We start from the raw sequence: 17,906 nt of genomic DNA on the forward strand, positions 1-17,906 counted from the left end.
CCACCTGGGCCGCAGCTACCGCGCGTAGTCCTCCGGGAGCGACTGGCCGATCTTGACCCGGGCCTTCGGCAGCCGCATGAACTTCATCTGCATCGCGCGGGTGAGCGCGTAGTAGGTGGTGCCCTTCAGCGGCTCGTCGGGGAAGCGGCGCCGGAGCTCGCGTCGCAGCCGCCACCGCAGCAGGACCATGTCGACCACGACGAACAGCACGGTGGCGAGCAGGATCAGGCTGCTGGCCTGCGCGAGCGCCGGGTTGCCGGTGTAGCCGAGCACCAGGCCGAGGATCATCAGCGGGATGACCATCTCGACGATGGAGAAGCGCGCGTCGACGTAGTCGCGGATGAACCGCCGGACCGGGCCGCGGTCGCGGGGCAGGAAGTAGCGCTCGTCGCCGCTCTTCATCGCCGAGCGGATCTTGCGGCTCTCCTCGGCGCGGTACTCCCGTTGCTTCCTCGCCAGCTCGCGCCGGTCGCGGGGGGTCTTGGCGCGGGCGCGCGCGGCGGCCTCGGCCTCCTTGCGCTTCGGCGTGGGCCGGCCCTTGCCGCCCGGCTTGGCCGGCGCCGCCGGCTGCTCGGCGACCGTCGACTTGCTGCGCTTGAACACGCTCACGCCTTCCTGCCCTGCTGGGCGTCAGTCACGGTGGGTCCTCCCCGGCAGGTCGAGCATCCGCTGCAGCGCGGTGAGCGCGTCCGCCTCGGTCTGGGGGTCGACCTCGATCCGGTTGACCACGACGCCCTCGACGAGGCTCTCCATCGCCCACACGAAGTGCGGCAGGTCGATCCGGTTCATCGTGGAGCAGTAGCAGACGTTGCGGTCGAGGAACATGATGTTCTTGTCGGGGTGGGCGTTCGCCAGGCGCTGGACGAGGTTGAGCTCGGTGCCGATCGCCCAGCTCGACCCGGCCGGAGCGGCCTCGATCGTCTTGATGATGTACTCGGTGGAGCCGACGAAGTCGGCGTTCAGCACCACCTCGTGCTGGCACTCCGGGTGCACCAGGACGTTGAGGTCGGGCACCTTCGCCCGGAGGTCCTCGATCACGTCGACCGAGAACCGGCCGTGCACCGAGCAGTGGCCCTTCCACAGGATCACCCGGGCCCGGTCGAGCTCCTCGGGAGTGAGGCCGCCGTCGGGCTTGTGCGGGTTCCACACCACGCAGTCGTCGAGGGAGTACCCCAGCTTCAGCACCGCGGTGTTGCGGCCCAGGTGCTGGTCGGGGAGGAACAGCACCTTGGTGTCGGTGCCCTTCTGCTGGAACGCCCAGTCCAGGGCCACCTCGGCGTTGGAGGAGGTGCACACCACGCCGCCGTTGCGGCCGCAGAACGCCTTGATCGCGGCGCTGGAGTTCATGTAGGTGACCGGGACGACGAGGTCCTGCACGCCGGCGGCGGCGAGCGCCTCCCAGGCACGCTCGACCTGCGCGATCCGCGCCATGTCGGCCATCGAGCACCCGGCCGCCATGTCGGGGAGCACCACCTGCTGGTGGGCGCCGGTGAGGATGTCGGCCGACTCGGCCATGAAGTGCACGCCGCAGAAGACGATGTACTCGGCCTCGGGCCGCGCCGCCGCGTCGCGGGCGAGCTTGAAGGAGTCGCCGGTGACGTCGGCGAACTGGATGACCTCGTCGCGCTGGTAGTGGTGCCCGAGCACGAACACCCGCTCGCCGAGCTTCTCCTTGGCCGCCAGCGCGCGGGCGACCAGGTCCGGGTCGGACGCGGCCGGCAGGTCGCCGGGGCACTCGACGCCGCGCTCGGAGAGCGGGTCGGAGCCGCGGCCCAGGGGCAGCAGCGGGAGGTCGACGGTGGTCATGGGCGAATCCTATTCCGCGCCGGTCCGCGGGACAGATTCCGCGGCACGCGCGCTCTCAGAGCAGGGCACCGTTGTGAACGTACGGCGCCGGGGGCTCCATTCCGCGCAGTGCCAGGTAGCCGGAGGTGGTCAGCTCCAGCCGGGCGTCGAGCCCGATCCCGACCGCCCAGCGGTTCGCGGCCGTGACGTGCGGGATCGTGATGCGGGCGCCCGACCGCGCGAGCACCTCCCACAGCAGGGTCCGGGCGGTGCTCACGTCGCGCGCGGCGAGGAGGTGCAGCCAGTCGCCGCCGGCGTAGGCGTAGCCCCGGCGGTCGGAGCTCACGAGCAGCGTCCCCGAGCGGGACAGCGCCTCGTGGTCGGGTCCGTGCGGCGCCCCCCGAAGGGCCAGGTCGAGCTCGTCCATCCACTCCCGGTCCTCCGGCGTGCCCTCCCGGAGCCCTCGCACGGCGGGGAGGGTGCTGGGGTCCACGGCGCCGGCGAGCTGCATCTGGGGGTGCAGAGCCAGACCGGCCCGGTGGTAGCGCCGCAGCGCCCGCGGGTCGTCCGACGTGGAGAGCATCCACCGGGGGCAGCCGGCGCCGTACTCCGTGGCGGCCCGCAGCAGCGGTGCACCGATGCCGGCACCCTGCCGACCGGGCTGCACGGCGAAGGTCGCCAGCGCCCACACATCGCCACGCCGGAAGCCGTTCGCGAAGCCGACCACGCCGGTGTCGTCCTCCGCCACCCACGCACCGCCGGGATCGGTCCCCAGCAGCAGCCCGGTGCGATCGATCCACAGCGCCGACCTCTCGGGGGTACGACGCTCGGGTGGGCGGCCCGCCGGCGGGGTGGTCCCCAGGTCGAGCTCGTAGAACGCCTCGTCGCTGATCCGCTCCGCGGTCGCGAGGTCGTCCACCGTCATCGGCCGGATCCGCACGTCGCCCACGGCGGCGACCCTAGGCGTCCACCACAATGGGCGCATGCGAGTTCTCGTGGCGCCGGACAAGTTCGCCGGCACGCTGTCGGCCGTGGAGGCGGCCGAGGCGATCGCGACGGGGTGGCGGCGGCAGGCCCCCGGGGACGAGGTCGTGCTCGCCCCGATGTCCGACGGCGGCCCGGGCTTCGTCGACGTGCTCCACGCGACCCTCGGCGGCGACATCCTGGCCGTCACCGTGGAGTCGCCCCACGGCGAGGAGGTCCCGGCGACGCTGCTCGTCGTGGGCGACACCGCCTACGTCGAGAGCGCGCAGGCCTGCGGCGTCCACCTCACCCGCGGTGAGGGCGGGGAGTTCGGGTCGACGGTGGGGGTCGGCACCCTGGTGCTGGCAGCCATGGACGCGGGGGCCCGCAGGATCGTGGTGGGCCTCGGCGGCTCGGGCACCAACGACGGCGGAGCGGGGCTGCTGGCCGCCCTGGGCGCCGACTCCGACCGGTCCCTCGACGTCGGGGGCGTGTTCCTCGACGGTGTGACGACGGTCGACCTCACCCTGCCCCGGCAGATGGTGGCCGGCGTGGAGCTGGTGGTCGCGACCGACGTGGACAACCCGCTGACCGGGCTGTTCGGGACGACGAAGACCTTCGGACCGCAGAAGGGCATCGCCGAGGACTTCCTGGCCACGCTCGACGGCTTCCTGGAGCAGTTCGCGGCCGCGACCGACCGCCGGCTCGCCCTCGAGCCGGGCGCCGGCGCCGCGGGCGGGATCGGGTTCGCGCTGATGCTCCTGGGCGCGACGCGGGTGCCCGGCATCGAGCTGGTCGCCGACGCGGTCGGCCTCGCGGAGCAGGCGAGGGCCGCCGACCTGGTCGTCACCGGCGAGGGCGCCTTCGACTTCAGCAGCCGGGCCGGCAAGGTGCCGTACGGCGTCGCGGCGATCGCCGCCGACGCGCTCCGGCCGTGCGTGGCGCTCGCCGGGCAGGTGCTGGTGGGCTCGCGCGAGATGCGGGCGCTCGGGATGGACGCAGCCTACTCGCTGGTGGACAGCGTCGGCGAGGAGCGGGCGTTCGCCGACCCGCGGGGTGCGCTGGCCGACCTCGCGGCGCGGGTGGCGCGGACCTGGTCGGACGGAGCCGGCTGAGCCGACTGCAGCCGGCCGAGCGGGCCGGGGCACCCGAGAGACACGCCGTAACCGACACACCTGTCGGTGAACATGTTCTAGATTGCGCTCCGTGACCGAACTGAGGCAGCGCTTCGAGAAGCTCCGGGCCGGCGACGCGGCCGGCCCGGTCGACCCCGCCGACCTGGACGCCCTGTGGGCGGACCTGGCCACCACAACCGTCGAGGAGATCCTCGGCGCCTGGCGCGGCGGCGACTTCGCCACCGGCCACGTGGCGAGCACCGTCCTGCGCAAGGTGGGGTGGCACGGCAAGCGTTTCGACAGCCCGCTCGAGGCGGTCCCGCTGGTGTGCCGCGACGACGCCGGCGAGCTCTACTCCAATCGCGAGGCGGCCGGCGGCGGCGAGGCGTCGCTGTGGCCGGTCGGCTTCCGCGGCGAGGTCACCGCCACCATGGTCTACGACAGGATGCCGGTCCTCGACCACTTCAAGAAGGTCGACGACGACACCCTGGTGGGCATCATGAACGGCAAGCTCTCCAGCGCGTTCGGCATCGACGACCTCTACTACTTCTGGCTGGAGCGCGAGGCATGAGGACCACGGTCGCGATGGTGGAGGAGCCGGGCGGCGAGTTCGTCCTCGCCGAGGTGGAGCTGGACGAGCCGAGGGACGACGAGGTGCTCGTCCGGATCGTCGCCACGGGACTGTGCCACACCGACCTCACGGTGCCCACGATGCTGCCCGCCGAGATGATGCCGACCGTGGTGGGCCACGAGGGCACGGGCGTGGTCGAGCAGGTGGGGGCCGCGGTCAGCGGCATCGAGGTCGGCGACCACGTGGTGATGAGCTTCCGCTCCTGCCGGGCCTGCGAGCCGTGTCGCGCCGGCGACGTCGGCTACTGCGAGCAGAGCCTGCTGCTCAACTACATGGGGATGCGGGCCGACGGCTCGACGACCATGAAGCGCGGCGACCAGACGGTGTTCGGCTCCTTCTTCGGGCAGTCCAGCCTGGCCCGCCACGCGCTGGCCTACGCGGACAACTGCGTCGTCGTCGACAAGGGGCTGGACCTCACCAGGCTGGCGCCCTTCGCCTGCGGCTTCCAGACCGGCGCCGGCACGGTGCTCAACGTGCTGGCCCCGGCGCCGACCGACAGCATCGTCGTCTTCGGCGCGGGCGCGGTCGGCCTCGCCGCCGCCGCGGCCGCCCGCGGTCTCGGCGTCGAGACGGTCGTCGCCGTGGATCCCACGCCGTCGCGGCGCGAGGCCGCCGAGGCGTACGGCGCCGTGGTGCTGGACCCGCTCGAGGAGGGCGCGGAGCCGGTCGAGCAGCGGGTCAGGGAGATCACGGCCGGCGGGGCGTCGTACGCCATCGACACCACGGCCATCCCCGAGGTCGTGCTCCAGGCGCAGCACGCGCTGCGACCGAAGGGGATGCTCGTCGCCCTGGGGCTCGGCGCCCCGGAGTACCGGATCGACGCGATCGACCTCCTCCAGTCCGGCAAGGTCGTGCGCTCCTCCATCGAGGGGGAGGCGGACCCGCTGGTGACCATCCCGGAGCTGATCGCGCTGCGTGAGGCGGGGAGGTTCGACGTCGACCACCTGGTCACCACCTACCCGTTCGAGAGGCTCGCCGACGCCGTGGCCGACTCGAGGGCCGGCAGGGTGGTCAAGCCGGTCCTGGTGTGGTGAGGGTCCTGCGCCGCGAGACTGAGGAATAACCGGCGGTGTGCGACGATTGGGACTAGTCGAACCCCGACCTGACAACCTGGAGTGAGCAATGAGCGACCAGTGCGGCTGCGGCGCGGGCCACAGCCACGAGGCCCCCGGCGCGACGGCGACCACCGCCACCGTCCAGGCGCCCGTGACCGTCGAGCGCCGTGAGGACCAGATCAACCTGAGCCCGGTGGCGGCCGCCAAGGTCAAGAGCCTGCTGGAGCAGGAGGGTCGCGACGACCTCCAGCTGCGGATCTCCGTGCAGCCCGGTGGCTGCAGCGGCCTGCGCTACCAGCTGTTCTTCGACGAGCGGAGCCTCGACGGCGACGTGGTCACCGACTTCGACGGCGTGGCCGTCGTCGTCGACCGGATGAGCGTCCCCTACCTCAACGGGGCGATGATCGACTTCGTCGACACCATCGAGAAGCAGGGCTTCACGATCGACAACCCCAACGCGACCGGCTCGTGCGCCTGCGGAGACAGCTTCCACTGATCCGAGCAGCATCCGAGCCAGGGACGAGAAGCAGCCCGAGCAGCAGCAATGCCCCCCGCCGTCGGCGGGGGGCATTGTCGTCCCTGTCGTCCCTGTCGTCTCTGTCGTGCCCGTCGTCTCCTTGTCAGTCGGCCGGGCCGCGGTCGGCCGCCGGTCAGTCGAGGTGGAGGTGCAGGGCGTTGGCCAGGCGCTGGGCGGCCTCGGAGATCTCGATCTCACGCTTCGGCACGTCGCGCGGGAACTCGTCGTAGTGGATGCTGGGCGCGGGCCGGGTGGCCCGGGCGGCCGCCTGCTCGAGGCGCCGGCTGACGGCCTCGCAGTCGGCCTGCATCTCGCTGGGGGAGGACAGCTCTTCGTAGGGCATGTCTCGACGCTAGGCGTTACCGCGGGGTAGACCCAGTGGTACCGGCCGGTAGCTCCGGCGCGGCTCAGTTAGGGTTCCGTGTCGTGACTGCCTCTACCGGATCCACGGGATCCACCGGGCCCACCGGCTCCCTGCTCATCGCCGGCTCCATCGCCACCGACCACCTGATGACCTTCGCGGGGAGGTTCGCGGACTCGCTGGTGGTCGAGCAGCTCGACAAGCTGTCGGTGTCGTTCCTCGTCAACGACCTGGAGATCCGCCGCGGCGGGGTGGCGCCGAACATGTGCTTCGGCCTCGCCAAGCTGGGCCTGCGACCGGTGCTCGTGGGTGCGGCGGGGGAGGACTTCGCCGACTACCGCTCCTGGCTGGAGCGCCACGGCGTCGACTGCCACTCGGTCCACATCTCCGAGAGCAAGCACACCGCGCGGTTCGTGTGCACCACCGACTCCACCATGGCGCAGTTCGCCTCCTTCTACCCCGGTGCGATGAGCGAGGCCAGCCAGATCGAGCTGGCGCCCATCGTCGAGCGGGTCGGTGAGCCGGCCTACGTCCTGATCGGCGCCGACGACCCGGACGCGATGAAGCGGCACACCGAGGAGTGCCGGCAGCGCGGCTACCGCTTCATCGCCGACTGCTCCCAGCAGCTCGCCTTCGCGGAGGGCGACCTGATCCGCGACCTCATCGAGGGCGCCGCCATCCTCTTCTCCAACGAGTACGAGTCCCACGTCATCGAGAAGAAGACCGGCTGGAGCGCCGAGGAGGTGCTCGCGCGGGTGGACATCCAGGTCACCACCCTCGGCAAGGACGGGGTGCGGGTCACCACCAAGGACGGCACGTCGTTCGAGGTCCCGGCGGCCAAGGGCGTCGACGCGGTGGAGCCCACCGGCGTGGGCGACGCGTTCCGCGGCGGCTTCCTGGCCGCGCTGTCGTGGGGCACCTCCCTCGAGCGCGCCGCGCAGGTCGGCTGCGTGCTCGCCGCCTACGTCGTGGAGACGGTCGGCACCCAGGAGTACGAGTTCACCCACGCGGAGTTCGTGGAGCGGGTCCGTGGCTCCTACGGCGACGCGGCCGCGGACGAGATCGGCCAGCACCTGTAGGTCGGCCTCAGCCGAGGCGGCGCACGACGTAGCGCGGGACGCCGTCCTCGGCGGTGTCCTCGCCGACGTACTCCTGCTCGCGCATCCGGCACCACGCCGGCACGTCGTGGCGCGCGGCCGGGTCACGGGCGACCACCGCCAGCAGCTCGCCGACCGCCACGCCCGGCAGCGCCTTGGCGAGCTCGATGACGGGCCGCGGGCAGGGCAGGTCCCGGCAGTCGAGCTCGACGACGGCAGGCTCGCTCACAGGCCCGCCCTCGCCCTGATCTCGCCCACGGCGTCGGCCAGGGCGGCGCAGAACCCGTCGACCTCGTCGTCGGTGGTCGCACGCTCGAGCGAGATCCGCACGTTGCCGTGGGTGAGCGCGCCCATGGCGGCGAGCACGTGGCTGGGCTCGAGGGTGGAGGCCGTGCAGGCCGAGCCGCTGGCGACGCCGTACCCCCGCCGGGCGAGGGCGTCGACGATCTCGTCGCCGCCGACGTACAGGCAGGAGAAGGTCAGCAGGTGGGGGAGCCGGGCGACGGGGTCGCCGACCACCTCTGTGTCGGGGAGAGCGGAGACGGCGGCGCGCATCCGCTCCACAAGCCGGAACTGGCGGTCGGCGACGAGCTCCCGCTCGGCCAGCACCGCCTGCAGGGCAGCGGCGGCGGCGAGGGCGGCGGGCACGTCCGGGAACCCGCCGAGCTGGTCGAGGCCGTCGTCGCCGGGGAACGGGTTGGTCCAGCGCGCCGAGCGGCGTACGACGAGCACGCCGGCGCCGGCCGGACCGCCCCACTTGTGGGCGGAGCCGGCCAGCGCGTCCCACCGGTCGGAGAGCGGCACGTGCCCGACCGCCGCGCAGGCGTCCACGAACAGCGGAACGCCGTCGGGCAGGTCCACCTCGTCCACCGGCTGCAGGGTCCCGACCTCCTGGTTGGCGGCCTGCAGTGCCACGACCGCGACGCCGGGCCGACGGGCCGCCGTGCCGACCTCCACCGGGTCGACCCGGCCGGCGCCGTCGACGGGGATGGTGGTGTGCGCGGGGGAGGGGCGCCAGGCCACGGCATGGAGGACCGAGGAGTGCTCGACGGCGCTGTGGACCACGCCGTCGGCCCGGCTCGCCGCCACCAGCCCGAGCAGACCGCGGTGCACCGCGTCGGTGCCCGAGGCGGTGAAGCCCACCTCGTCGGCGTGCACCCGAAGGCACTCCGCGACCACTGCGCGGGCGTTGTCGAGGAGCAGTCGCGCGTCGCGGCCGGCCCGGTGCAGCCGCCGCGGGTCCGCGAAGCCCCGCTCGAGCGCGGCGAGCAGCGTCTCCCGCGCGGCGGGGTGCAGCCGCGACGACGAGGCCGCATCGAGGTACACCTCCGGCGTGCTGCTCACACTGTGACGATAGTGGCGACTGGGGGCCGGATCACGGCGGTCCGGAAGCGCCGACCCGCCGCTCGGACCGGCGCCGCTCTCCGGTACTGTTCGCAATTGTTCTGATCCTTGAGAGGAAGGCTCGTTCGTGGGCTGGTGGCACCCCGAGCGCTCGCGGGGACCGCGTCGGCGATCCCGTCGCGCGATCCCGCTCGCCGGATTCGTCGTACTCGCGCTCGCGCTGTCCGGCTGCTCCACCGACTCCCAGTGGGAGCGGTTCGGCATGCCGGCGATCAAGTCCGAGCAGGGCGAGCACATCCTCCTCCTCTGGCAGGGCGCCTGGGTGGCGGCGCTGGTCACCGGCGTGATCGTCTGGGCCCTGATCATCGGCGTGCCGCTGTGGTTCCGGCGGCGCAGCGACGACGAGGTCCCGATCCAGACCCGCTACAACCTGCCGATCGAGATCTTCTACACGATCTTCCCGATCGTCGTGGTGGTGGCGTTCTTCTCCCAGACCGTCCGCGTGCAGAACCTCGCCTTGGAGCTGGAGCCCGAGCCCGAGGTGGTCGTCCAGGTCGTCGGCCAGAAGTGGTCGTGGACCTTCAACTACCCCGACTCGGTCGACACCCCGCAGGGGTCCAACGTCTACGTCTCCGGCACCGGCGACGAGATCCCCACGCTGGTGATCCCGGTCGACAAGACCATCGAGTTCCAGCTCTACAGCCCCGACGTGGTGCACAACTTCGGCATCCCGGCGTTCGCCATGCGGATGGACGTCATCCCCGGCAACGACAACGCCTACCAGGTCACCCCGACCGAGACCGGCGTCTACGCCGGCAAGTGCTACGAGCTCTGCGGCACGTACCACTCCCGGATGCTGTTCAACGTCGCGGTCGTCACCGAGTCCGAGTACGACGCCTACCTGCTGGACCTCGCCAACGACCCCGAGCACGTCTCGGAGGAGCCCGTCACGGGCGGGCTGTACTCCTCCGAGCTCATCGACAACGACCAGGGAGACCACGAGTGACCGCGTACGTCGCCCGCTCCGCGGAGGTCACCGAGCGGAAGCCGCTGGGCAAGCTGCTCGTCCGCATGATGACCACCACCGATCACAAGCTGATCGGCAACCTCTACTTCGTCACCGCGATGGGGTGGTTCCTCGCCGGCGGTGTGATGGCCCTGGTGATCCGCTCCGAGCTCGCCTACCCGGGCAGCCAGGTGGTCAACGAGGAGCTCTACAACCAGCTCTTCACGATGCACGGCACGATCATGCTGCTGCTGTTCGCGACGCCGCTGTTCTTCGCCTTCGGCAACGCGATCATGCCGCTCCAGATCGGCGCGCCGGACGTCGCGTTCCCACGGCTGAACATGTTCAGCTACTGGCTGTACCTCTTCGGCGGGCTGATCGTCGCCGCGGGCTTCCTGACGCCGCAGGGAGCGGCGTCCTTCGGGTGGTTCGCCTACACGCCGCTCTCCGACTCGGTCAACAGCCCCAGCGTGGGCGGCGACCTGTGGATCATGGGTCTGTGGATGGCCGGTCTGGGCACCATCCTCGGCGCGGTCAACTTCCTGACCACGATCATCTGCATGCGGGTGCCCGGCATGACCATGTTCCGGATGCCGCTGTTCACCTGGAACGTGCTGATCACCTCGATCCTGGTGCTGATCGCGTTCCCGATCCTCGCCGGTGCGCTGCTCTCCCTCGAGGCCGACCGCCAGCTCGGCGCGCACGTGTTCGACGCCGCGACCGGCGGGCCGATCCTGTGGCAGCACCTGTTCTGGTTCTTCGGCCACCCCGAGGTCTACATCATCGCGCTGCCGTTCTTCGGGATCATCACCGAGATCCTCCCGGTGTTCAGCCGCAAGCCGATCTTCGGCTACATCGGCCTGGTCGGCGCCACCCTCGCGATCGCGATCCTGTCGGTCGCCGTGTGGGCCCACCACATGTTCGTGACCGGTGCGGTGAACCTGCCCTTCTTCGCGGGCATGACCTTCCTGATCGCGGTCCCGACCGGCGTGAAGTTCTTCAACTGGATCGGCACCATGTGGGGCGGGTCGGTGCGGATGGACACGCCGATGCTGTGGTCGATCGGCTTCCTGACGACCTTCCTGTTCGGCGGCCTGACCGGCATCATCCTCGCCAGCCCGCCGCTGGACTTCCACGTGTCCGACTCCTACTTCGTGGTGGCCCACTTCCACTACACGGTGTTCGGCACGGTCGTGTTCGCGATGTTCGCGGGCTTCTACTTCTGGTGGCCCAAGCTGACCGGTCGGATGCTCGACGAGCGGCTCGGCAAGATCCACTTCTGGCTGCTGTTCATCGGCTTCCACACCACGTTCCTCATCCAGCACTGGCTGGGCGTGGAGGGCATGCCGCGGCGCTACGCCGACTACCTGCCCGGCGACGGCTGGGAGTTCATGAACCAGGTCTCGACCATCGGCTCGTTCGTGCTGGCCTCGTCGATGCTCCCGTTCTTCTACAACGTCTACGTCTCCCGCAAGGCGCCGCTGGTCAACACCGACGACCCGTGGGGCTGGGGACGGTCGCTGGAGTGGGCGACGAGCTGCCCGCCGCCGCGCCACAACTTCCACACCATCCCGCGGATCCGCTCCGAGTCGCCGGCGTTCGACCTCCACCACCCGGAGATCGCGGCCATCGAGATGTACGAGAACCCCGCGGAGATGGACGACGAGGCCGGCGACGTGGCCGAGACCCAGGGTCGCGCCGAGCACCTCGCGGACCAGATGGACCCGGAGCAGCAGCCGAAGAGGGAGGATGACGACCGATGAAGGTCGAGGCATGGATCTTCGGGATCACGACGTTCTTCCTGCTGCTGGTCAGCCCCGCGTACTGGTTCATCACCGAGGCCGGTGACTCCGGCGCCGACTGGACCGGCACGTCGGCGCTGGTGATGACCACGCTGCTGTGCGCGATGGTCACCCTCTACCTCGGCTTCCACGCCCGCCGGATGGACGCGCGCCCCGAGGACCGCAAGGACGGCGAGATCCCCGACGGCGCCGGCGAGCTGGGCTTCTTCCCGCCGTACTCCTGGTGGCCGCTGTGGTGCGCCCTGTGCCTCAGCCTGATCGTCTTCGCCGTGGCCGTGCTGGCCTGGTGGCTGATGATCATCGGCTGCGTGCTCGGCGCGATCGCGCTCAGCGGCTGGATCTTCGAGTACTACCGCGGCGACTACGCCCACTGACGGCGGGGTCGCGCCCGTCCCGGACCGGGGCGGGCGTCGCGTGAAGTCCTGATTCGGGACCAGCGGCGGTTAGGCTCTCCTGATGCCGTACGACGACCTCCCCCGAACCACCCGCCTGGCGGCCGGGCTCGCCGTGCTCGGTCTCGTCGCCGTGACCCTGGCCGGCTGCGCCGGCGCCGACCGCGATCCGGGCGACGGCCCGGCCGACGCGGCAGCGGAGACGACCGGTGTCGCGGGCGGCAAGACCGTGGTCCGCACCAACGTGCGCGCCGGGGCCACCGACGTCCCGGTCGACAAGGTCCTGCGCGTGGTGGCGGAGAACGCGACCCTACGCTCGGTGGTCGTCCGGTCTGCCGGTGGGCGGCTGCCGGGCGAGCTCGTCGAGGACGGTGCCCGGTGGGTCGCCTCCGACCGGCTCGAGCCGGGCATCCGCTACCGGGTGCGGGCGGTCGCGGCGGGTGCCGACGGCGAGCGGGTGAGGAACGTGTCGTCGTTCACCACCGCGCCGCTGACCCTCGACCAGCAGACCTACCCGTCGGTGGCGCCGCTGGACGGCGAGACGGTGGGGATCGGGATGCCGGTCGTCGTCCGGTTCGACGTGCCGGTGACCGACAAGGCGACCTTCGAGAAGCACATGCGCGTCAGCTCCTCGCCGCGCCAGGCGGGGTCGTGGCGGTGGGTCAGCGACAACGAGGCCCGCTGGCGCCCGCGGCGCTACTGGAAGGCCGGCACCGACGTCAGCGTCGACATCGACGTCAACGGGCTCCACGCCGGGGGTGGCATCTACGGCCAGGAGGACCGTCGGGTCGACTTCCAGATCGGCGACGCCCACGTCTACCGCGTCGACGCCGCCGCGCACCGGATGAAGGTCTTCGAGAACGGCCGGCTGCTGCGCACCTTCCCGATCACCACCGGTAAGCCGGGCTTCACCACCCGGTCCGGGGTCAAGGTGATCATGGGCAAGCACGAGCGCAAGCGGATGAACTCCGAGACGGTCGGGATCCCGAGCGGGTCGGCCGAGGCCTACGACATCGCGAACGTGCGGTGGGCGATGCGGCTGACGTCGTCCGGTGAGTTCATCCACGCCGCGCCCTGGTCCGTCGGCTCCCAGGGCCGGGCCAACGTCTCGCACGGCTGCACGGGCATGAGCACCGAGGACGCCGGCTGGCTGTATGCGATGAGTCGCAGGGGAGACGTCGTCGAGTACACCGGCACCGACCGGCCGATGGAGCCCGACAACGGCTACGGCGACTGGAACCTCGCCTGGGCCGACTACGTCGAGGGCTCCGCGCTGCAGTAGCGCCCGGACGGCACCGGTTCAGACCACCCGCACCGTCGTACGACGCCGGGCGGTGAAGTCCCAGACGCGGGTCGCCATCGCCCTGCTCAACCGGACGCACCCGGCGGAGTCGCGGACCAGGTTGGTGCCGAGGTACCAGTCCGGGTGCAGCTGGCGGCCGGTGGACATGTGGCGCGGGATCCGGTGGAAGCCGATCCCGCACGGCGCGAAGCGGACGAAGTGGTCGAGCCAGTACGCGCCGCTCGCGCTGCGGTTGAGACGCACCCGCGCCGGACGACCGCAGTAGGAGCCGGTGCGCCAGGTGCCCTTGTGCAGCACACGCGGGTTGTCGACGATTCCGCCCTGGGCACGCACCCGCCCGGCCGGGCCGACGAGCCAGATCCAGTTCTGGCCCTGGCTGATCACGATCCTGCGCCCGGAGCCCGAGCGGGCCGGCAGCGGGCGGCGGTCACACCGGCGGGCCCGCGACGAGTGCAGGACGCGACGGGTGGTCGCGTTCAGCCGTCCGGTCTGGTCCAGGCGATGGCGGGACTGGAACCGCGCGACCGCGGCGCGGGTGTGCATGCCCATGTCGCCGTCCGCGGGGCCCGCGTCGCAGCGCAGGTCGTTGAGGCGGCGCTGTGCCTTCAGCACCACCGCGTCGGCCACGGCGGGGGAGGGCAGCAGCGGGGCCAGCAGGGCGAGCACGGGTACGACGAGGAGCAGCAGCCGACGCAACGGGACCTCCTGGAAGCCGACGGGCGCCGCCCATCCTCGCACGCGAGGAGGGACGGCGCCCGTCGGACGACCGTGGGCCGGATCAGTGCTCGGCAGGACCGTGCTTGTTGGGACCCGCCGCGATCTGCGCCTCGAGCTCGTGGAGCTCGTGCTCGGCGTGGTGCTGCGCCTCATGCAGCTCCTCGGCCGTCGGCTTCTGCACGTTGTCGGCGAAGAACAGCGCCTGCAGCCGGGCCCGCAGCTTGCGGAGCCGGAGCTTGCGGCCCTCGAGCCCCGACGCGTCGATCTCCTCGACCGGCTCGGGGGCCGGGTCGTCGTCACGAGCGGTGAGCTCGTAGGCCGTCGTGATCGGGAGCGGCAGGTGCTTCTCGGCGTACCCGCCCTCGGGGGAGCGGACCAGCACGCCGGACTCGTAGCCGTGGAGCAGCTTCTCCTCGTCGTGGCGCTGCAGGGAGATGCACCAGCGCCTGGTGACGATGAACGCGATCACCGGGCCGATGAACACCGCCGCCCGCAGGAAGTAGGTGATCTGGTTGATGCTCAGGTGCATCTTGATCGCGATGATGTCGTTGCCGCCCGCGGCCCACGAGAGGCCGTAGAAGGTGATCAGCGCGGCCATGATCGCGGTCCGGGTCGGCGCGTTGCGCGGACGCTGCAGCAGGTGGTGCTCCCGCTTGTCGCCGGTGATCCAGGACTCCAGGAAGGGCAGCAGGATCAGGATCGTCAGCAGCAGCGGCGGGGCGACCAGGATCGGGAGGATCACGTTCCACGAGATCGTGACGCCCCACAGGTGGGTCTCCCACGGCGGGATGATCCGCAGCAGGCCGTCGGGCCAGCCCATGTACCAGTCCGGCTGCGACCCCGCGGTCACCTTCGACGGGTCGTAGGGCCCGAGCTTCCAGACGTTGTTGATCGAGAACAGCCCGCCCATCAGCGCGGTGACACCGAACACGATGAAGAAGAAGCCGCCCGCCTTGGCCGCGTAGACCGGGAGCATCGGGTAGCCCACGACGTTCTGCTCGGTGCGGCCGGGACCGGGCCACTGGGTGTGCTTGTGGTAGACGAGCAGCAGCATGTGGGCCGCGATCAGCGCCAGCAGCAGCCCCGGGATCAGCAGGATGTGCATGGCGTAGAGGCGCGGGATGATCGCGTCGCCGGGGAACTCCCCGCCGAACAGGAAGAAGGACATGTAGGTGCCGACCACCGGCGTGGCCTTGATGAAGCCGTCCGCGGCGCGGACGCCGGTGCCCGAGAGCAGGTCGTCGGGCAGCGAGTAGCCGGTGAAGCCCTCGATGGTGCCCAGCAGGAGCAGCAGGCAGCCGATCACCCAGTTGAGCTCGCGCGGCTTGCGGAAGGCTCCCGTCAGGTAGACCCGCAGCAGGTGGATCATCATCGAGGCGATGAAGATCATGGCCGCCCAGTGGTGCATCTGCCGCATCAGCAGGCCACCGCGCACGTCGAAGGAGATGTCGAGCGTGGAGGCGAACGCGGCCGACATGTGCACCCCGCGGAGGGGGTCGTAGGAGCCGTCGTACTGGACCTCGGTCATGGACGGGTCGAACCACAGCGTCAGGAAGACACCGGTCAGCAGCAGGACGACGAAGCTCCACAGCGCGATCTCGCCGAGCATGAAGGACCAGTGGTCCGGGAAGACCTTGCGCAGGTTCTTCTTCATGGCCGTGCCGAGACCGAGCCGCTCGTCGGCCCAGTTGGCGACGGCGCCGGCGCGGCCGGCACCCTTCTTCGGCGTCGCGGGCTCGGAGCCGTTGGTCGTGGCGACCTTGCTCACATCAACGCTCATAGTAGTCACGCTCCCAGAAGCTCGGGCCGACCGGCTCGTCGAAGTCGCTCTGCGCGACCAGGTAGCCCTCCTCGTCGACTGCCAGCGGCAGCTGGGGCAGCGGCCGGCCCGCGGGGCCGAAGACGACCCTGCCGGCGTCGGCGAGGTCGAAGGTGGACTGGTGGCACGGGCAGAGCAGGTGGTGGGTCGTCCGCTCGTTCAGCGAGATCGGGCAGCCGACGTGGGTGCAGATCTTGGAGTAGGCGACGATGCCGTCGACGTGCCAGTTCTCCCGGCTGCTGCCGTCGGCAGCCTTGCCGTGCTTGATGTCCTTGGGGTTCATCCGCAGCAGGATGAGGGACGCCTTGGCCTTGTGGACCTGCAGGCTGATGCCCTCGACCTCCTCCGGGTCCACCTCGTAGCGCTCGGGGTTGAACAGGACCTCCGGCTGGGCGTTCACCAGGTCGCCGACCTCCAGGTCCGAGGCGAGGATCGGCGTGCCGATGGCATCCCGCGAGATGCGCATCAGGGGCAGGGTGACCTTCTCGCCGTCCTTGACGATGGTCTCGCCGCCGCGCGCCCAGATGGTGTGGTAGAGCTTGTCGCCGGGGAGCGGGCCGAGGTCGCGGAGCATGACGACGGCGGGCAGCCCGAGCAGTCCGACGGCGCCGAGCATCGAGTTGCGGATGAGCGGGCGTCGCCCGATGCCGGACTCCTCGAGGCCGGCACCGAGAGCGGCGACACTGGCCTCGCGGTCCTCGTCGCTGGAGCGGGCCGGGTGACGCATCTCCACCAGCTCGTGGTCGGCCATCAGGCGGCGGGCCCAGTGGATCACACCGATGCCGATGAACAGCAGCGCGAGCCCGAGGGTCAGCCCCAGCGCCATCGTGGACGCGCCGAACCCGGCGATGACGTGCCAGTTGTCCTCGATGTCGAGGGTGAAGTAGGCGACGAGGAAGGCGATCGTGCTCAGCGCCGAGAGGCCGAAGAGCAGCGCCACCTGGCGCTCCGCCCGCTTCTCCTGGCCCGGGTCGACGTCGGTCGGTCGCCACTGGTGGGCGGGCAGCCCCGGGTCCGCGATCGGGCCGACGGGCTCCAGGCCGCTGCCCGGCGCGTCGGTGGGGTTGTCGTGTGCGTCGCTCACGCCTGCGCCTCGTCCTTCTGCTTGCTCGAGCGAGTGGTGTGGGCGGCGATCCAGACGGCGAAGCCGACCAGGCCACCGAGCCCGACGATCCACGCGATGATGCCTTCGCTGACCGGGCCGAGGCTGCCGAAGCTGAACCCGCCGTAGCCGGGCTGCTCGTCGAGGGTCTCGAGGTAGGCGATGACGGCCTTCTTGTCCGCGGGCGGGATGTTGCCGTCGGAGAAGGTGTCCATCGACTGCGGGCCGGTCAGCATGGCCTCGTAGATGTGCTTGGGGTCCACGCCGCGGATCTTCGGCGCGTAGCCGCCGCGGGGCATGGCACCGCCGGAGCCCTCGAAGTTGTGGCAGGCGGTGCAGTTGGCCAGGAAGATCTGGCTGCCGCGGGTGACGAGGAGGTCGCGGTCGTCCTCGTCCTCGTCGCCGTCACCGTCGAGGTCGCCCGGGCTGGAGGTGTCGTAGAGCTCCTCCTCGGGGATGCCGGGGCCGGTGCCGAGGGTGTCGACGTAGGCGGCCATCGCGGCGATCTCCGCCTCGGTGTAGACGACCTCCTTGCGCGGCACCTGCGCGCCCGGCTGGGCCATCGGCATCCGGCCGGTGCCGACCTGGAAGTCCACGGCGGCGGCGCCGACGTCGACCAGGGGCGGACCGTACTGCGAGCCGCCCTGGGTGAGCACCCCCTCACCGTTCTGGCCGTGGCAGAAGGCGCAGCCCACCAGGAAGAGCTCGCGGCCCTCCCGGACGAGGGCGTCCTGGTCCTGCTCGTTGTCGGCCTGCGCCGGCGCGAACGCGGCGTACAGGCCGCCGGTAAGCAGGAGGCCGCACACCAGCACCATGAGGCCGGCGAGCGGGCCGCGGCGGTGCCGGGAGAGGCGACCGGCGGAGCGGTTCAGAAGGCGCACGTTCAGTCCTTGCGGG

The 17,906-nt window shown here is 71.2% G+C and carries 19 protein-coding genes; 9 read left to right on the forward strand and 10 right to left on the reverse strand.

Going from position 1 to position 17,906, the window contains the following annotated elements; all coding sequences use genetic code 11:
* Positions 1-15: 15 nt before the first annotated feature.
* The 3 genes from ACPOLA_RS04995 to ACPOLA_RS05005 are packed head-to-tail and all read right to left on the reverse strand — an operon-like array spanning position 16 to position 2,734.
* Entirely contained in the window at positions 16-609 is a 594-nt protein-coding gene (locus ACPOLA_RS04995; RefSeq protein WP_435769295.1) for a DUF3043 domain-containing protein, read from the reverse strand.
* Between the two features lie 21 nt (positions 610-630).
* Complete coding sequence (gene nadA / locus ACPOLA_RS05000; RefSeq protein ID WP_435769296.1) at positions 631-1,806, reverse strand: quinolinate synthase NadA; 1,176 nt, start codon at positions 1,804-1,806, stop codon at positions 631-633.
* A gap of 55 nt (positions 1,807-1,861) precedes the next feature.
* Complete coding sequence (locus ACPOLA_RS05005; protein WP_435769297.1) at positions 1,862-2,734, reverse strand: GNAT family N-acetyltransferase; 873 nt, start codon at positions 2,732-2,734, stop codon at positions 1,862-1,864.
* 34 nt (positions 2,735-2,768) lie between these two features.
* Between ACPOLA_RS05005 and ACPOLA_RS05010 the strand changes: the two genes are divergently transcribed.
* From ACPOLA_RS05010 to erpA, 4 genes are all read left to right on the forward strand, one after another.
* The gene (locus tag ACPOLA_RS05010) at positions 2,769-3,863 is read left to right on the forward strand and encodes a glycerate kinase family protein (protein WP_435769298.1); all 1,095 of its coding nucleotides are present in this window, start codon (positions 2,769-2,771) and stop codon (positions 3,861-3,863) included.
* Between the two features lie 91 nt (positions 3,864-3,954).
* Positions 3,955-4,434: a DUF4334 domain-containing protein gene (locus ACPOLA_RS05015; RefSeq protein ID WP_435769299.1), complete on the forward strand. Its 480-nt coding sequence runs from the start codon at positions 3,955-3,957 to the stop codon at positions 4,432-4,434.
* Positions 4,431-5,528: an NAD(P)-dependent alcohol dehydrogenase gene (locus ACPOLA_RS05020; RefSeq protein ID WP_435769300.1), complete on the forward strand. Its 1,098-nt coding sequence runs from the start codon at positions 4,431-4,433 to the stop codon at positions 5,526-5,528. The genes ACPOLA_RS05015 and ACPOLA_RS05020 overlap by 4 nt, the downstream gene beginning before the upstream one ends.
* An 88-nt stretch (positions 5,529-5,616) precedes the next feature.
* Positions 5,617-6,045: an iron-sulfur cluster insertion protein ErpA gene (erpA, locus tag ACPOLA_RS05025; protein ID WP_435769301.1), complete on the forward strand. Its 429-nt coding sequence runs from the start codon at positions 5,617-5,619 to the stop codon at positions 6,043-6,045.
* A 154-nt stretch (positions 6,046-6,199) separates the two neighbouring features.
* Here erpA and ACPOLA_RS05030 read toward each other — a convergent pair whose 3' ends face one another.
* Positions 6,200-6,409, reverse strand: coding sequence for a hypothetical protein (locus ACPOLA_RS05030; RefSeq protein ID WP_435769302.1), 210 nt, complete (start codon positions 6,407-6,409; stop codon positions 6,200-6,202).
* Positions 6,410-6,576: 167 nt separating this feature from the next.
* Here ACPOLA_RS05030 and ACPOLA_RS05035 point away from each other — a divergent pair, with 167 nt between their 5' ends.
* Positions 6,577-7,506, forward strand: a complete 930-nt coding sequence (locus ACPOLA_RS05035; RefSeq protein WP_435769426.1) for a carbohydrate kinase family protein — start codon at positions 6,577-6,579, stop codon at positions 7,504-7,506.
* A 7-nt stretch (positions 7,507-7,513) separates the two neighbouring features.
* On the opposite strand, the gene ACPOLA_RS05040 is transcribed toward ACPOLA_RS05035, so the two are convergent.
* Complete coding sequence (locus tag ACPOLA_RS05040; protein ID WP_435769303.1) at positions 7,514-7,753, reverse strand: sulfurtransferase TusA family protein; 240 nt, start codon at positions 7,751-7,753, stop codon at positions 7,514-7,516.
* A complete protein-coding gene (locus tag ACPOLA_RS05045) occupies positions 7,750-8,868 on the reverse strand; it encodes a cysteine desulfurase family protein (RefSeq protein WP_435769304.1) in 1,119 nt (372 codons plus the stop codon). The genes ACPOLA_RS05040 and ACPOLA_RS05045 overlap by 4 nt, the downstream gene beginning before the upstream one ends.
* A 127-nt stretch (positions 8,869-8,995) precedes the next feature.
* Between ACPOLA_RS05045 and ctaC the strand changes: the two genes are divergently transcribed.
* From ctaC to ACPOLA_RS05065, 4 genes are all read left to right on the forward strand, one after another.
* Entirely contained in the window at positions 8,996-9,874 is an 879-nt protein-coding gene (gene ctaC, locus ACPOLA_RS05050) for an aa3-type cytochrome oxidase subunit II (RefSeq protein ID WP_435769305.1), read from the forward strand.
* On the forward strand, positions 9,871-11,637 hold the full coding sequence (gene ctaD, locus ACPOLA_RS05055; RefSeq protein ID WP_435769306.1) for an aa3-type cytochrome oxidase subunit I: 1,767 nt from the start codon (positions 9,871-9,873) through the stop codon (positions 11,635-11,637). The genes ctaC and ctaD overlap by 4 nt, the downstream gene beginning before the upstream one ends.
* Complete coding sequence (locus ACPOLA_RS05060) at positions 11,634-12,050, forward strand: cytochrome c oxidase subunit 4 (protein WP_435769307.1); 417 nt, start codon at positions 11,634-11,636, stop codon at positions 12,048-12,050. Before ctaD ends, ACPOLA_RS05060 begins: the two co-directional genes overlap by 4 nt.
* 82 nt (positions 12,051-12,132) lie before the next feature.
* On the forward strand, positions 12,133-13,350 hold the full coding sequence (locus ACPOLA_RS05065; RefSeq protein ID WP_435769308.1) for a L,D-transpeptidase: 1,218 nt from the start codon (positions 12,133-12,135) through the stop codon (positions 13,348-13,350).
* Between the two features lie 18 nt (positions 13,351-13,368).
* Here the strand turns inward: ACPOLA_RS05065 and ACPOLA_RS05070 are convergent, their stop codons facing one another.
* From ACPOLA_RS05070 to qcrC, 4 genes are read right to left on the reverse strand one after another with little or no spacing between them, the layout of a single operon-like run.
* Positions 13,369-14,109: a L,D-transpeptidase family protein gene (locus tag ACPOLA_RS05070; RefSeq protein WP_435769309.1), complete on the reverse strand. Its 741-nt coding sequence runs from the start codon at positions 14,107-14,109 to the stop codon at positions 13,369-13,371.
* Positions 14,110-14,149: 40 nt separating this feature from the next.
* On the reverse strand, positions 14,150-15,868 hold the full coding sequence (gene qcrB, locus ACPOLA_RS05075) for a cytochrome bc1 complex cytochrome b subunit (RefSeq protein ID WP_435769310.1): 1,719 nt from the start codon (positions 15,866-15,868) through the stop codon (positions 14,150-14,152).
* Positions 15,858-16,991, reverse strand: a complete 1,134-nt coding sequence (qcrA, locus tag ACPOLA_RS05080; RefSeq protein WP_435769311.1) for a cytochrome bc1 complex Rieske iron-sulfur subunit — start codon at positions 16,989-16,991, stop codon at positions 15,858-15,860. Before qcrA ends, qcrB begins: the two co-directional genes overlap by 11 nt.
* On the reverse strand, positions 16,988-17,890 hold the full coding sequence (qcrC, locus tag ACPOLA_RS05085; protein WP_435769312.1) for a cytochrome bc1 complex diheme cytochrome c subunit: 903 nt from the start codon (positions 17,888-17,890) through the stop codon (positions 16,988-16,990). The genes qcrA and qcrC overlap by 4 nt, the downstream gene beginning before the upstream one ends.
* Positions 17,891-17,906: the final 16 nt, after the last annotated feature.

It is taken from the genome of Nocardioides proteolyticus (assembly GCF_051280635.3).
GTDB lineage: Bacteria > Actinomycetota > Actinomycetes > Propionibacteriales > Nocardioidaceae > Nocardioides.

Bases quoted from the DNA above. Each gene is read 5' to 3' on its own strand.
- nadA (WP_435769296.1), bottom strand. From the start codon at position 1,806: ATGACCACCGTCGACCTCCCGCTGCTGCCCCTGGGCCGCGGCTCCGAC.
- ACPOLA_RS05010 (WP_435769298.1), top strand. From the start codon at position 2,769: ATGCGAGTTCTCGTGGCGCCGGACAAGTTCGCCGGCACGCTGTCGGCC.
- ACPOLA_RS05020 (WP_435769300.1), top strand. From the start codon at position 4,431: ATGAGGACCACGGTCGCGATGGTGGAGGAGCCGGGCGGCGAGTTCGTC.
- erpA (WP_435769301.1), top strand. From the start codon at position 5,617: ATGAGCGACCAGTGCGGCTGCGGCGCGGGCCACAGCCACGAGGCCCCC.
- ACPOLA_RS05030 (WP_435769302.1), bottom strand. From the start codon at position 6,409: ATGCCCTACGAAGAGCTGTCCTCCCCCAGCGAGATGCAGGCCGACTGC.
- ACPOLA_RS05035 (WP_435769426.1), top strand. From the start codon at position 6,577: ATGACCTTCGCGGGGAGGTTCGCGGACTCGCTGGTGGTCGAGCAGCTC.
- ACPOLA_RS05060 (WP_435769307.1), top strand. From the start codon at position 11,634: ATGAAGGTCGAGGCATGGATCTTCGGGATCACGACGTTCTTCCTGCTG.
- ACPOLA_RS05065 (WP_435769308.1), top strand. From the start codon at position 12,133: ATGCCGTACGACGACCTCCCCCGAACCACCCGCCTGGCGGCCGGGCTC.
- qcrB (WP_435769310.1), bottom strand. From the start codon at position 15,868: ATGAGCGTTGATGTGAGCAAGGTCGCCACGACCAACGGCTCCGAGCCC.